Below are 13,142 nucleotides of genomic sequence, written 5' to 3' on the forward strand. Positions count from 1 at the left end.
GCGGGAGGCGGGTGCACCATGAGCAGCGAATTGACCCTCCGCGGGCGGATTGTCACCGCCGCCTTGGACATACCGGACGGGGTTGTAGCGGTCGACGGCGGCCTGGTTGCCTTCGCGGGGCCAGCATCGGAATTTTCCGGGGTTCTTCCAGAAAACGGGCCTGGCGGCCGGGTTCTCGTGCCGGGCCTGGTGGACCTGCACTGCCACGGGGCCTATGGTTCGGACTTCTCAGAGGGCGACCTGGACGGTGCATCCCGGGCAGCCCGCTACCTGCACAGCCGCGGCACCACCACCCTGCTCGCCAGTCTTGTTACCGGGAAACCCCAGGACCTGATCCGCAACCTGCGCGTGCTGAGGGAGCTGAGCGAGCAGGGCTTGGTTGCAGGCTCCCATCTGGAAGGTCCTTTCCTCTCTACCCAGCAGTGCGGCGCCCACGACCCTGACCTGTTGACGGACCCGGATCCTGCTTTGCTGATCCAACTGCTGGCAGCGGCAGGGTCCTCACTCACATCCATGACGCTGGCAGCAGAACTCCCGGGTGCCTCCGGCTTGGTCGACCAGCTCAGTACCCGCGGCGTTGTCCCGTCCCTGGGCCACACCGCTGCTGACCATACGACGGCGGCTGCTTTCCTTGAGCGCGCGGGCGCCGGGTTACGTTCTGCGGCTGACAGTCACGGCAGGATCCGGCCCACCGTGACACACCTTTTCAATGCGATGCCCCCGCTGCACCACCGCGCTCCCGGCCCCGTCTCGGCCAGCCTCAGCTTGGCAAGGGCCGGCAAAGCAGTCTTGGAGCTTATCGCCGACGGCGTGCACCTGGCACCAGAGACGGTGAAGCTGGTGTTCGACCTTGTTGGAGCGGGCAATATTGCCCTGGTGACCGATGCCATGGCCGCAACCGGCTTGGAGGATGGGCAGTATCGGTTGGGGTCGCTCCCGGTAACCGTGAGCGGCGGGGTGGCGCGTGTGGATGGTTCGGGTGCCATCGCCGGCGGTACCGCCACCCTAATGGACGTAGTCCGGGCTACCGTCGCCGCAGGTGTCCCCCTTCAGGATGCCGTGACGTCCGCTTCCGCTGTCCCGGCATCCGTGCTGGGCCTTTCGGCAAAAGCAGGAGACCTCCGCCCCGGGATGCCCGCGGACATCGTGATGCTTGGCCAGGATCTGCAGGTGGCTGGGGTGCTGCGTGGGGGTGAGTGGGTGCATCCGATCGGGTGAACTGAGTGAGCTTCCTCGTAGCTGTCCTCCCTCATTGCCTCGCAACCCAAATTGTCGGACCCCTGTTGGATGATTCTTCTATGGCAAGCAGCAGCGGTGTTGGGGCAGGTGTGCAGGGTGTTCAAGCCTCTGTGGCTGCCCTTGATGCGCTCACTGCCCTTGGTGCGCTGGACCAGGAGGACGCTTTGCTGGCCTCGGGTGCTGCTGTTGGTTCGGGTGTTGATGTGTTGCGGCGGCGGTACGAGATCCGGCTGGAGCGGCTGGAACTGGCGGCCCGTCTGGAGGCGCAGCTCGCGGCGATGAAGGCGCGGGATGCAGCGGAGGCGGTCGGGTTCCAGCAGGCCATGACTCCCCCTGACGCGTCGGTGCAGGACCGCACCTACGCCGAGATGTCCGTGGTGGAGGAGATCGCAGGGGTCCTGACCGTCAGCTCCGCCGCCGCAGGTGCTCTGGTGGAACAGTCCCGGAAAATCTGCTCCCTCCCACCGGTGTTCCAGGCCCTGTCCGCCGGTGCCATGTCCTGGCAGCACGCCCGCATCGTTGCGGACGAAACCGAGGGCCTCGATCAGGCGGGCGCTGCGGCGCTGGTGGCGCACTTCTTCGACCCCGACGCACCCCACCCCGCCCGCGGCGCAGCCCCTGGCGAACTCGTCCCCTCCCGGTTTAGGGCCAAGGTCCGTGCCTGGCGCGAACGCCACCACCCCGAGACACTGCAGAAACGCCACGCCAAAGGGGTTACTGACCGGCGGATGGAATACACCCCGGACCGGGACGGGATGGCCTGGGTCTCGCTCTACCTCCCCGGCGACACCGCCTGCGCCATCTGGAACCGCACCACCGCCACCGCCCGCGGCCTCCAAGGCCCCAACGAACCACGCACCATCACCCAACTCCGCCCCGACATCGCAGCATCCCTGCTCCTTGGATCAGCAAGCGAACCCGGCAAGGTCCCCACCCCGCGGGCCGACGTCCTGGTCACGGTGCCGGTGTTCTCCCTCCTCGGACTCACGGATGAGCCCGCAACGCTGGACGGGTTAGGGCCCATCCCGGCATCCATGGCCCGGAAACTGGTCGCCGACGGGGCGGACTCCTTCTACCGGGTCCTGGTGGACCCGAGAGACGGGGCACCCTTGGAGATCGGCCGGAAGAACTACCGGCTCACCGAAACCATCAAACGCTGGATCAGGATGCGCGACGGCAAATGCACCTTCCCCGGCTGCACCAACGGCACCCCGGACAACGACACCGACCACCTTCAGGCCTGGGAACACGGCGGAACCACCGGGGCCAGCAATCTGGCACAGCTCTGCCCGAAACACCACCGGCTCAAACACCACACCCAATGGACACCAGAGCCGGCAACAGAAGACAGATCACCCGGCTGGACCTCACCCACCGGCCGCCACTACAAACCCGAACACCCCCACCCAGAACCCACCCACTGGCCGCAATGGCTCACGCCCACCGAATACCAGTGCCTCGATGCCAGGTGTGCAAATGCCAATGCCAGGTGTGTGGATGCCAGCCCGGAAGACCTCCCCCCGTGGGAACCCGACGACGACTCACTCATAGACCCCGATGATCTCGCACCGGATGATCCGTTGTGGGCCGAACTCCTTGCATCGCCCTTCGCTCTGTCCACGTGATGCAGCCTGCCCAAATGATGCTGCCCTGCACAGCATGAAGCCGGCATACCCCTGAGCGGAAGTCCTAATGCCTCCAAGCCAAATTGAGCCGCGGCAATCCCCACGGGACTTCCCATTAGGCAGCTTTGGGGCGCTACGGTTTAGTCAGCTTTGGGGCGCTACGGTTTAGTCAGCTTTGGGGCGCTACGGTTTAGTCAGCTTTGAGCTCCGGTTCATGCAGCTTTGGGCGCTCCGCCGGTGCGGCGTCGGCGTACCAGCCGTTGTGCCTGCTCCTTCGTGGCCATGGCGCGGAGCCGGGGAACGACCCCCATGGCAAGGGGCTGCCCGTGACCGGGCGCCAGCAAGCGGGGGCCCAACTCCGCCAATCGCGAGACTGATTCCAAGGACATCTTCCAGTTCCAGGTGGTGTACCAGGGCGGGCCGGACAAGTCGGGTGATGCCAGCAGGACTCCGCGCAGCGAGTTCAAATTCACCGTCACCACCGCATCTCCAGTCATCAGGAGGCCGTCCCTGGAGCGCCAGTAGGCGACATGTCCGGGTGTGTGACCAGGGGTCGGAACGGCAGCCCAATCTGGCAGACCGGGAACTTCCCCACTGCGCGGAAGTCCTTGCACCACGTCGGAGATGTCGTTTGCCGCTTCCATGCGTCGGCGGGCACGAGTCGGCAATGACCACAGGAACGGGGCAACCAGCCAGCGGTCCAGCGGCATCGAGAATTCGGGAATGTAGCGTCCGGCAGCCATTGGCAGCTCAGCCTGATGGACGTACACCGGGATGTTCCAAGAGCGCGCCAGTGCACCGGCGGCACCTGAGTGGTCCGGGTGGATATGCGTCAGGAAAATGGCAGCCGGCGCGTTCCCGGCTCCGAGCATCTTCTCCACAGCACCGAGAACGGCTCTTGCACTGCCGGCCCACCCGCAGTCAACCATTACCCAGCCGGAACCCGAACGGACAAGGTAGAGGTTTGCGGCCCTAGGTGTACTGCCCAGGCAGGTTGGTTAAGCGGCTGATGGGCGGGTGGCCTCCGATTGCGGTGTGGGGCCTGTGGTGATTGTAGTGGTGCAGCCATGCCGGGAGGGCGTTTCTGCGGGCTGATTCCGTAGCGTAGAAGCGTTTGAATGCCCACCCGTCGGCAAGGGTTCGGTGGAAACGTTCAATCTTGCCGTTGGTCTGCGGCCGGTAGGGTCGGGTCTTCTTTGCCCTGATGTCCAGCTCCCGGCAGGCGTCGCGCCAGAGATGTGATTTGTAGGCCGCCCCGTTGTCAGAGAGAACCCGTTCCACGGTGACGCCGCGGGCAGCGAACCAGGACACAGCCCTTTGCAGGACTGCTACTGCGGTGGCTGCCGTTTCATCGCCGTGGATCTCGGCGTAGGCGACCCTGGAATGGTCGTCGATGACCGTGTGCACGTAGGCGGTCCCGATCAGCGGGTTGCGGTGTTTGCTGCGGGGCTTTGAGGGAGTCGCAGCACGGTTCTGTTTGCCTTGCTGCCGGCCGACGTAGCGCCAGCCGCCGCCGTCGGGGATGTTGCCGAGCTTCTTCACATCGACGTGGATCATCGCTCCGGGAGTCTCGTGTTCGTAGCGGCGGATGACTTCTCCGGTGCGCTTGTCCACGTGATGAAGGCGGTTCAGCCGGCACCGGACCAGGACCGCGTGCACGGTCGAGGCCGGCATGGCCAGCTTCGCCCCGATCGCGACCGGTCCCAGCCGTTGCTTCCAGCGCAGGTGCACGACTTTGCGCACCAGCTGCTGCGGCGTCCGGTTGGCCACCCGGTACGGGCGGGAGGACCTCTCAGCCATACCGGCCTCACCCATCGCGGCGTAACGGGCCGCCCACCGTTTCGCGGTCGGCCAGGAGCAGTTGAACTGCTCGGCAGCCCGGGATACTGGCCAGCCGTGGTCCACGATCAGACGCGCGACGCGCAAACGTTGGCGCGGAGTCAAAGCGGCATTAGCGTGGGACATGAGGACCTCCTGGTCGCTGCAGCGGTTGTCTAAGCAACTCCACTGTGCAACCGGAGGTCCTCACCTTTGGGTCAACGACTCCAGCGAGTCATCACATTCACCCAACCAACGTCCCTGGGTAGTACACCTAGGCCCCGTACCGGCGGTCATGAGCACCACGCCGGAGGCAATCTCCCGCGGTTCCGAAACCCGCATCACCGTGGCATCACACCGCTGGAAATAAGGGGACGGGTGGAGCACAGGCGCGCGAAAGATCGACATGCACAAGATTCGCCCTTGCACCGCAGCGGTGACCGGTCGGACAGTTGCACCACTGGACCTCGCATGCACCCAGTTTTCCGCCGCCCTATCTTGCCCAGTAGGGCCGAACGGCCTTTCTAGCCGTCCGCCCCGGGCAGGCACACCTCCACAAGCTCTCCACTGACGCGCGTCTCGAAAAGAGGCTGCCGGGAAGTTGCCGGCCCCGCCTTCACCTCTCCGGTGCGCAGCGAGAAAGTGCTCCGGTGCCATGGGCAGACGACGCACGGGTCGCCGTCGTCGTCCTTGATCTTTCCTTCGTGAAGCGGTCCGGAAAGATGGCTGCAGACGTCGGACAGTACGTTGACGGTGTCGCCCTCGCGGTGTACCAACAGCGGGATGCCGGCCACCTCGCGCTTGTGCAGGCCACCCTCAGGCAGCTCCGCCAACGGCGCCAACGGGTGCCAGCCGGAGGGGAAACGGTGCGGGACGTCCTCACTGTGGTTCACGCCGGCGGCCTGGCGGTAGGAAAGGTGGCCGCCAAGGAAACCGCCGGCGCCCACAGTGGCAAGCCCAAGATAGGCAAGAACCTTGCCGCTGCCCTGGCTGCCCCTGGCCCGTTGGATGAGTGATGCGATGTAAAGGCTCGTTGCCGCCACATTGGCCGCTGCATGCACCAGTCCAACCCGTTGCTGTTGTGGGTGCAGCTGGGACCAGTCCGTGAACCCTGCGAGCGCAGACGGAAGCACGCTGGCAGTTCCCACTCCGATCAACAGCCTGGCCGCTTTTTCAGCCCCTGGAACCGCGTCGAGGACACCGGCTGACACCCAGGCACCGAGCGGGACCTGGACGGCAAGGGGATGCACGGGGTGTCCGATGGGAACGCCATGCAGGATGTCGCGGGCCCACTGGGGTTTGATGACCTTTTTGACGGCCTTCCTGACGCTCTTGGCCAGCGGGTCAAGCCATTCGGCGTCCTCAAGGCGGGTGACAAGCTCAAGTGCAGGCAACGGTTTCATGTGACGTCCCTTACCCCGATCAGGCCGGTCCACTCATCACGGAACACCCTGTTTTGGCAAAGCCCAAGGGTCGCTGCTCGAGGCAAACTTACCGCAGCGGCGATCCCAGGACAGTGAACCGATGGCCGCCCATCTCCCCGGACAGAAGCGGCATGGACTCAGCTATCGCCGCGCGGGTGCTGTCGAGTTGCAGTGAGGCCTGGTGCGCCTCTGCGGACTCCCAGAGTTCGGAAACGAACACCGTGTCCGGCACGTCATCGTTGATGCCCACCTCATAGAGCAAGCAACCGGCTTCCCGCATCTCCGGCTTGGGCCGAAGCAGGATGGCAACGAGGGCATCGCGCTGCCCCGGCTTGGTACCAAGGGTTCCCACATTCGCAAATGTCATGGAAACAGTGTGCGGCACGGCCGCGACAATCGGCGGGCCGTTCCGCCTACCCACGGGAAAACCCCCACAAGCAGGGTAGGTGCTCCCCTAGTACGCCCCTAAGCGCGGGCGGAAGATTAAACGACCGGATAACCGCGTCAAACATCAAGCGGAAGGATCCGGAGTCGAAGCCACCCGCTTCGGCGGGCGGGCTGTCTGAAATGGGACGGGCAGGCACGGGGCCGCCACACCGGTTTTACAACATACTCATTAGTCGCGACGGTTCTGAAGGCTGCCCGCAAAGGTGAATCACCCCCCTTTGAGGAGCAACGAAAAATGTCCAACACTGGAACAAACCGCCAAACCAAGGCACGGACGGCCCTGGTTCCGTTGGTTTCACTGGGCCTGCTCGGGGTTTCCCTGGCAATGGCCGCCCCCGCTAACGCGGAGACAAGCCGCAACGGCTGTACGGTCAACCCCTTGGATCCAAAGGATCTCCGCGGGGACGACGTCGACTTCAGGATCACAGTGGATTGCAACGGCCAAAAGACCGTCGAGATCCGCCAGAGGATCTATGAAGACGAGAGCCACCACGGTGACCTCCTCGTCAAACGACAGTTCACGGAGGAATTTGGCCGCCATGACGACGCGAGGACCGTTCACTACTTTGTCGATGTTCGCAACCACGACCGCAAGGGCGAAAAGGTCTACCAACTCGTCTCATTCCGGGTGGAGAACCACGGCGGCCATTGGTCGGACTGGACCCCATGGGAGAAGAGCGCCGTAGTGGAAGTGCACGGCGGCAAATAGACCTTCCAGGTCCACAGTGGGGAACCAGGGGTTAGGCTCCTGGTTCCCCACTTTGTCGCCCCGTTTCAGTCCGCGGCACCCAGGTTCCCGGCATGGACGACGGCGCCACTCGCCGTCGTGTCTTCCTTCAGCATCCAGCCCACCCGTTTGACCGTTCGCAACATCACGGCGCTCTCTACGATGTCGATGCCAGGCACCTTCTGCTGCAACGCCAGTTCGGCAGACATCACGTCGGCCAGGGTCTGCAGCCACATGATGATCACAAAGTTGGTGGGCCCGGTGGTGGAGGCGCTCAACCGGACATTGCTGATGGTCCGGATCTGGGCCGCAGCGGCGTCATGCTGGCCGGCAGGGACGTTGACGAACCACTGGCAGGTCACCGGAAACGATGAGTAGGCCTGTGCGATCTCACAGCGGAAGGACAGGATGCCGCTGGCCAGCACCCGGTTCAACTGCCGCTGGACGGTGGCCGGATGGCGGCCCAGGGAGCGGGCGATGTCCGCCGCGGTGGCCCGGCCGTCCCTCGCCAGGAACGGCAGCAGGTCAAGGTGGTTCTGCGGAAGCTGGGCGGCCTGCGTGGAGTCCGGCGCAGGCGGGGAAGCAAGCGTCCGCAGGGTGGCAAGCTGGGCACGGCTCAGGACGTTCAGCCGCCAGTCGTCCCCGCTGCTATGCAGCCGGGTACACAGCGCCACCTGGTACTTGGTGAGTCCCTCAACAGCCTTCAGGCGGGTGATGATTTTGGCGCTGAACTCCTCCAGCGAGCGGGTGATGACGGTCAGCATCAGGTCGCGGTTGCTGGCTGACTCCTCCACCGTGACGATCTCGGGGACGGCCGCCAGCTCCGCGGTGACGCTGTCCCGCAGGTTCATCTCACAGTCCACTGCCACATAAGCCAGGAGCATCTGCTTCGGGTCGCCCGCCAGGTGTGCCGTCACCCATGCGGCACCGTTTGAGGTCAGGCGGTCCCAGCGGGCGGCCAGCGTGGTGGCGTGCACGCCGAGGACCTTCGCGGCATCGGCCCAGCCCAGCCTCGGTGAGGCCTGCAGGACCTGGATCAGGGCAAGATCGTCCTCGCTGAGCTCCACCAGGCCCTCCTAGGGTTTGCACGAATCCTGCCAGGAAGAGCAGGCAGGAGGATAATTCCAGCGGTTTCCACAAGTGTGAACCACGCCACTTCACAATAGTCCACAAGCCCTGATGCCGACCGCCGAGGAGTGACCCGTGCCCATTAGAGATGACGCCCAAGACCTACAGGGAGACCTGACCCGCCTGCGCCACGACCTTCACCGGCAGCCGGAAATCGGGCTCCACCTCCCCCGCACCCAGGAGAAGGTCCTTGAGGCGCTGGAGGGGCTCCCGTACGAGATCACCCTGGGCAAGGAGACGACGTCGGTCACGGCAGTGCTGCGCGGAGGCGCCGGTTCCACTTCGGGCGAGGACGCAAAGCCCCGCCCTGCCGTCCTCCTCCGCGCCGACATGGACGGGTTGCCCGTCCAGGAGAAAAGCGGAGTGGACTTCACTTCACAGGCTGACGGCGCCATGCATGCCTGCGGCCACGACCTGCACACCTCAATGCTCGCCGGGGCCGCCACCCTCCTGGCCGAGAAGAGGCACCAACTCAACGGCGACGTCGTCCTGATGTTCCAGCCCGGCGAGGAAGGCTTCGACGGCGCCAGCTACATGCTCCGCGAAGGCGTTTTGGATGCCGCCGGCACCCGGGTCAGCGCGGCCTACGGCATGCACGTGTTCTCCTCACTCGAGCCGCACGGCACATTCTGCACAAAGCCCGGCGTCATGCTCAGCGCCTCCGACGGCCTGGAAGTCACGGTGCTCGGCGCCGGCGGCCACGGCTCCGCCCCGCACTCCGCGAAGGACCCGGTCACCGTTGCCGCGGAGATGGTGACGGCCCTGCAGGTGATGGTCACCCGGCAGTTCAACATGTTCGATCCCGTGGTCCTGTCCGTGGGCGTACTGCACGCCGGCACCAAGCGGAACGTCATCCCGGAGTCGGCCCGCATCGAGGCCACTATCCGGACGTTCTCAGAGGCCTCGCGCCTGAAGATGATGGACGCGGTCCCGCGCCTGCTCAAGGGGATCGCCGCCGCGCACGGGGTGGAGGTCGCCGTCGACTACCTGCAGGAGTACCCCCTCACCATCACCAGCGAGGACGAAACCCACACCGCAGAGAAGGTGATCACCGAACTCTTCGGCGAGCGCCGCCTCTCCCGCTGGGCCACCCCGCTCAGCGGCTCGGAGGACTTCTCCCGGGTACTGGCCGAGGTGCCCGGCACCTTCGTGGGGCTCAGCGCCGTCGCACCCGGCGACGACCACGACGCCTCGCCGTTCAACCACTCACCGTACGCAACGTTCGACGACGGCGTGCTGGCTGACGGGGCCGCACTCTATGCGGAACTCGCCATCTCACGCCTGGCCGCCCTCGCCAACGCCTCCTAAAGAGCCCCCTAAAGAACCCAGCACCCCAAGAAATCGGCAGCAGCGCCGCTGCCCCTCCAGACCAACCGACCAGGAAGAACACCATGTCAGTTGCAGCAACCAAGTCCAGGACCGGCCGCATGTCCACCGCCAAGACCGTCGTCGGCACCGGCATCGGCAACGCCGTCGAGTGGTACGACTGGGCCATCTACGCCACCTTCACCCCGTTCATCGCCAGCCAACTCTTCAGCAAGGAAGACCCGGCGTCGGCGGTGCTGTCCACCCTGGCGATCTTCGCCGTCGGCTTTGTGGCCCGGCCGTTTGGCGGCTTCCTCTTTGGCTGGATCGGCGACCGGATCGGCCGCAAGTCCTCAATGACCCTCGCCGTGGGCCTCGCCTCGCTGGGCAGCCTGATGATCGGCATCGCACCCACCTTCGCCAGCGTCGGCGCGTTCGCCTCCCTGATGCTGCTGGCAGCCCGGCTGGTCCAGGGCCTGGCGCACGGTGGTGAGCTGCCGTCGTCGCAGACGTACCTGTCGGAGATGGCACCCAGGGAGCACCGCGGCTTTTGGGCCACCCTTATTTACACCTCAGGGACGGTGGGCATCCTGTTCGGCACGCTGCTGGGGGCCGTGCTCAACATGGCACTGAGCACCGAGGCGATGAACGCCTGGGGCTGGCGCATTCCGTCCCTGATCGGCGCCGCGATGGGCTTGTACGCGCTGATCATGCGGTCGCGGCTGCACGAAACCGAGGCCTTCCAGGGTGAGGCTGCCACCGAGAAGCGCGCCGCGATCTGGCCGCAGGTTGTCCGCTACCGCAAGCAGGCCCTGCAGGTCATCGGGCTGACGGTGGGCCTCACGGTGATCTACTACATCTGGGGCGTGGTGGCACCGAGCTACGCCACCACCGCACTGAAGATCGACCGGGGCGAAGCATTGTGGGCCAGCGTCGTGGCCAACATCGTGTTCATCGCCGCCCTGCCGGTCTGGGGCAAGCTGTCTGACCGGATCGGCCGCAAGAAAGTCCTCTGGGCCGGCGCCATCGGCTCGGCGGTACTGCACTTCCCCATGACCTGGCTGCTGAAGGACTCAGCCTGGCAGCTGGCCGTGAGCATGTCCGTGATGCTGGTGTTCATCGCCGCGTGCGCAGCCATCGTCCCGGCCGTTTACGCCGAGCTGTTCCCGACGTCGATCCGTACCGTGGGTGTGGGCGTTCCCTACTCCATCTGCGTGGCGCTGTTCGGCGGGACGGCCCCGTACCTGCAGCAGTGGCTCGGCTCCTCGCTGGGCGCGCCGCAGGTGTTCAACGTGTACGCAGTGCTGCTGCTCGTGGTCAGCGCGGCGTTCGTCTTCACCATCCCCGAGACCAAGGGCAAGGACCTGACGCACTAGGTTTGGTAGTCGAACGGTCCCCGGCGCGTGTGGCTGCGCCGGGGACCTTTTCGTTCCCGCCTGGGACCCGGCTCCGGTCAGTGCGCGCCGATCCGGCGTGCCTCACGGACCGCCGCTTCCGCTCCCTCTTTCCAGGGCATACCGTGGCCGGGCAGCAGCGTGGTTGCTCCCGTTGCCGCAATGGCCTCCAACGATGCCAGCGCCTGCCCCGTGTCCTTGGTGGCGGCCGATGCCACAATCTGCGGGCCGGCCTGGCCGGTGTAGGGGTCGAGCGTCACCAGGGCGTCGCCGGTCAGCAGGACGCCCCGGTCCGGCAGGTGCAGGATGCAGTGTCCGTCGGTGTGCCCGGGAGTATGGACGACGTCAGGACGGCCGGTGACAGCGTCAGCCACCCCGGTGCCCAGCGGCTTGGTATCGGAGATGCCTTTGACGGCCAGGGCTCCGGCTGCCGCCATCCGGCTAAGTGCCGGCAGCGACTTGGGATGGGTGAAGGGGTAGAGGAAGCGGTTGCGCTGCGGCTTATAGCGGTAGGGGTGCGCCGCCAGGCGGGCGTCCTCCGCGTGGACCAGGACCGGGATCCCCCATTGCTTGTGTGCCCGCAGGGCAAAGCCAACGTGGTCGAAGTGCCCGTGGGTGAGGACCAGCGCCTTGACGTCCTGCGGGCGCCGGTTCCGTTCCTCCAGGAGCTGCGTGAGCATGGGCCACATGCTGGGCAGCCCGGCATCCACCAGGGTCACGCCGTGGTCGTCCTCAATCACATAGCAGTTGACGTTGGCGTGGGTTATCAGGTGGACACCGTCTGCGACGTTGGGGATAAGCATGAAAGGAAAGTACCCAGGAACCATGCACCTAACGCCGTGAGGGCATGGGAACCGGTGCCGGAGTAGTCGGGGACGCCTTCGCGGTCCTGGACGGGAGGAGCTAGGTTGTTTGACTTGGAGGGGCTGCGACGGAATCCCGGGCCATCAGTGTGCAGTCCACCATGGCCGGTTGCGCTGCAAGCAAGGAAAGGTCGCTCTTCGCCTCAACGGCGTCAATCAGGAGCCTGGCTGCCAAGGCAGCCATTCCGTGATGGGGCGTTTCCACAGTGGTCAGGGCCGGATAGAGGCTGTCCGCGACCAACCCCTGGTCAGCGAAGCCAATGACGGAAAGGTCACCGGGAATGGAAAGTCCCAACTCGGCGGCCCCACGGTAGGCGCCCATCGCCATCAGGTCGTTGTGGCAAAACAGTGCCGTTGGCATATCGGCGCGGTCTTCACCTGACAGGATGCGCCGGGCCGCGAAGTAGCCGCCCTGCACGTTGGGGACCCCTGACTCCACAGGTGCCGTGCCGCCGTCGAGCCCTGCTTCGTCAAGCGCGGCCCGGAAGGACTGCACCAGTCGGCGGGTTGAGGGAACATCACCGGCGTTGTGGATGAAGGCCACGCGCGTGTGGCCCGCGCCAACAAGAGCGTGCAGGGCGCGGCGTACACCACCTTCCGCATCCGGCACCACCGCGGGGACTTTTGGTTCCCCCATCTCGCAGCCGACCAGGACGGCGGGCACGCTGCCCAAGTTCGCCGGGAACTCCACCTTTCGGTAATCAGCGGTGGCGTAAAGGATGCCATCCACGCGGCGGTTCAGGAGCGCGCCGACGTCGGCCTGTCGGGATTCAAGGTTGGCCGCACCTGACGCGTTGATGATCAGAAGGTTGTACCCCCGGGCCTTGGCGGCCTCCTCCGCCCCCACGATGATCCTGCCTGTGTGGGGCGTGCTGGCCATGTCCTCGCAGACCAGACCCAGCATGCCGGTCCGCTGGGTCCGCAGGGCCTGGGCCAGCCGGTTTGGCCCATACCCCAACTGCTCCGCCGCGGACCGCACCTTCTTGCGGGTTTCCGGACTGACCCTGGCGTACGGCACGTCGTTCAGGACATGGGAAACCGTGGTGACGGACACGCCTGCGGCCACTGCCACGTCCCTGATGCCGATTGTCCTGCTGCTCACCTGTGTCCCACCCACCTTTTGGGCTCTAGGGTATCGGCCCTGACGTCCCTGATGCCCGGGAAGGCAAGCA

The 13,142-nt window shown here is 65.6% G+C and carries 12 protein-coding genes; 5 read left to right on the forward strand and 7 right to left on the reverse strand.

Annotated elements, in window-relative coordinates:
* Nucleotides 1-18: 18 nt before the first annotated feature.
* Nucleotides 19-1,218: an N-acetylglucosamine-6-phosphate deacetylase gene (locus LFT46_RS17975; RefSeq protein ID WP_236820559.1), complete on the forward strand. Its 1,200-nt coding sequence runs from the start codon at nucleotides 19-21 to the stop codon at nucleotides 1,216-1,218.
* Nucleotides 1,219-1,298: 80 nt separating this feature from the next.
* On the forward strand, nucleotides 1,299-2,864 hold the full coding sequence (locus LFT46_RS17980) for an HNH endonuclease signature motif containing protein (RefSeq protein ID WP_236820560.1): 1,566 nt from the start codon (nucleotides 1,299-1,301) through the stop codon (nucleotides 2,862-2,864).
* A 212-nt stretch (nucleotides 2,865-3,076) separates the two neighbouring features.
* Here LFT46_RS17980 and LFT46_RS17985 read toward each other — a convergent pair whose 3' ends face one another.
* From LFT46_RS17985 to LFT46_RS18000, 4 genes are all read right to left on the reverse strand, one after another.
* Entirely contained in the window at nucleotides 3,077-3,853 is a 777-nt protein-coding gene (locus LFT46_RS17985) for an MBL fold metallo-hydrolase (RefSeq protein ID WP_236822075.1), read from the reverse strand.
* On the reverse strand, nucleotides 3,837-4,829 hold the full coding sequence (locus LFT46_RS17990) for an IS481 family transposase (RefSeq protein ID WP_236820561.1): 993 nt from the start codon (nucleotides 4,827-4,829) through the stop codon (nucleotides 3,837-3,839). Before LFT46_RS17990 ends, LFT46_RS17985 begins: the two co-directional genes overlap by 17 nt.
* A gap of 377 nt (nucleotides 4,830-5,206) precedes the next feature.
* Nucleotides 5,207-6,085 carry a Rieske 2Fe-2S domain-containing protein gene (locus tag LFT46_RS17995; protein ID WP_236799775.1) on the reverse strand — a complete coding sequence of 293 codons (879 nt, stop codon included), beginning with the start codon at nucleotides 6,083-6,085 and terminating at the stop codon, nucleotides 5,207-5,209.
* A gap of 88 nt (nucleotides 6,086-6,173) precedes the next feature.
* On the reverse strand, nucleotides 6,174-6,473 hold the full coding sequence (locus LFT46_RS18000) for a putative quinol monooxygenase (RefSeq protein WP_236799776.1): 300 nt from the start codon (nucleotides 6,471-6,473) through the stop codon (nucleotides 6,174-6,176).
* Between the two features lie 315 nt (nucleotides 6,474-6,788).
* On the opposite strand from LFT46_RS18000, the gene LFT46_RS18005 reads away from it, so the two are divergent.
* Entirely contained in the window at nucleotides 6,789-7,262 is a 474-nt protein-coding gene (locus tag LFT46_RS18005; protein ID WP_236820562.1) for a hypothetical protein, read from the forward strand.
* A 65-nt stretch (nucleotides 7,263-7,327) separates the two neighbouring features.
* On the opposite strand, the gene LFT46_RS18010 is transcribed toward LFT46_RS18005, so the two are convergent.
* Nucleotides 7,328-8,347, reverse strand: coding sequence for an Lrp/AsnC family transcriptional regulator (locus LFT46_RS18010; protein ID WP_236799778.1), 1,020 nt, complete (start codon nucleotides 8,345-8,347; stop codon nucleotides 7,328-7,330).
* 136 nt (nucleotides 8,348-8,483) lie between these two features.
* Here LFT46_RS18010 and LFT46_RS18015 point away from each other — a divergent pair, with 136 nt between their 5' ends.
* The gene (locus LFT46_RS18015) at nucleotides 8,484-9,716 is read left to right on the forward strand and encodes a M20 metallopeptidase family protein (RefSeq protein WP_236799779.1); all 1,233 of its coding nucleotides are present in this window, start codon (nucleotides 8,484-8,486) and stop codon (nucleotides 9,714-9,716) included.
* Between the two features lie 83 nt (nucleotides 9,717-9,799).
* A complete protein-coding gene (locus LFT46_RS18020) occupies nucleotides 9,800-11,089 on the forward strand; it encodes an MFS transporter (protein WP_236820563.1) in 1,290 nt (429 codons plus the stop codon).
* Between the two features lie 77 nt (nucleotides 11,090-11,166).
* On the opposite strand, the gene LFT46_RS18025 is transcribed toward LFT46_RS18020, so the two are convergent.
* Complete coding sequence (locus LFT46_RS18025) at nucleotides 11,167-11,910, reverse strand: MBL fold metallo-hydrolase (protein WP_236820564.1); 744 nt, start codon at nucleotides 11,908-11,910, stop codon at nucleotides 11,167-11,169.
* 100 nt (nucleotides 11,911-12,010) lie between these two features.
* Nucleotides 12,011-13,072 (reverse strand): LacI family DNA-binding transcriptional regulator, encoded by a 1,062-nt coding sequence (locus tag LFT46_RS18030; protein WP_236820565.1) that lies wholly within the window; start codon nucleotides 13,070-13,072, stop codon nucleotides 12,011-12,013.
* Between the last annotated feature and the right edge of the window lie 70 nt (nucleotides 13,073-13,142).

Source organism: Arthrobacter sp. FW306-07-I (assembly GCF_021800405.1).
Classification (GTDB): domain Bacteria; phylum Actinomycetota; class Actinomycetes; order Actinomycetales; family Micrococcaceae; genus Arthrobacter.

What these genes read in the sequence shown, in the direction of transcription:
- LFT46_RS17980 (WP_236820560.1), top strand. Translation starts at nt 1,299, where the DNA reads ATGGCAAGCAGCAGCGGTGTTGGGGCAGGTGTGCAGGGTGTTCAAGCC.
- LFT46_RS17995 (WP_236799775.1), bottom strand. Translation starts at nt 6,085, where the DNA reads ATGAAACCGTTGCCTGCACTTGAGCTTGTCACCCGCCTTGAGGACGCC.
- LFT46_RS18025 (WP_236820564.1), bottom strand. Translation starts at nt 11,910, where the DNA reads ATGCTTATCCCCAACGTCGCAGACGGTGTCCACCTGATAACCCACGCC.
- LFT46_RS17990 (WP_236820561.1), bottom strand. Translation starts at nt 4,829, where the DNA reads ATGTCCCACGCTAATGCCGCTTTGACTCCGCGCCAACGTTTGCGCGTC.
- LFT46_RS18020 (WP_236820563.1), top strand. Translation starts at nt 9,800, where the DNA reads ATGTCAGTTGCAGCAACCAAGTCCAGGACCGGCCGCATGTCCACCGCC.
- LFT46_RS17975 (WP_236820559.1), top strand. Translation starts at nt 19, where the DNA reads ATGAGCAGCGAATTGACCCTCCGCGGGCGGATTGTCACCGCCGCCTTG.
- LFT46_RS18000 (WP_236799776.1), bottom strand. Translation starts at nt 6,473, where the DNA reads ATGACATTTGCGAATGTGGGAACCCTTGGTACCAAGCCGGGGCAGCGC.
- LFT46_RS18005 (WP_236820562.1), top strand. Translation starts at nt 6,789, where the DNA reads ATGTCCAACACTGGAACAAACCGCCAAACCAAGGCACGGACGGCCCTG.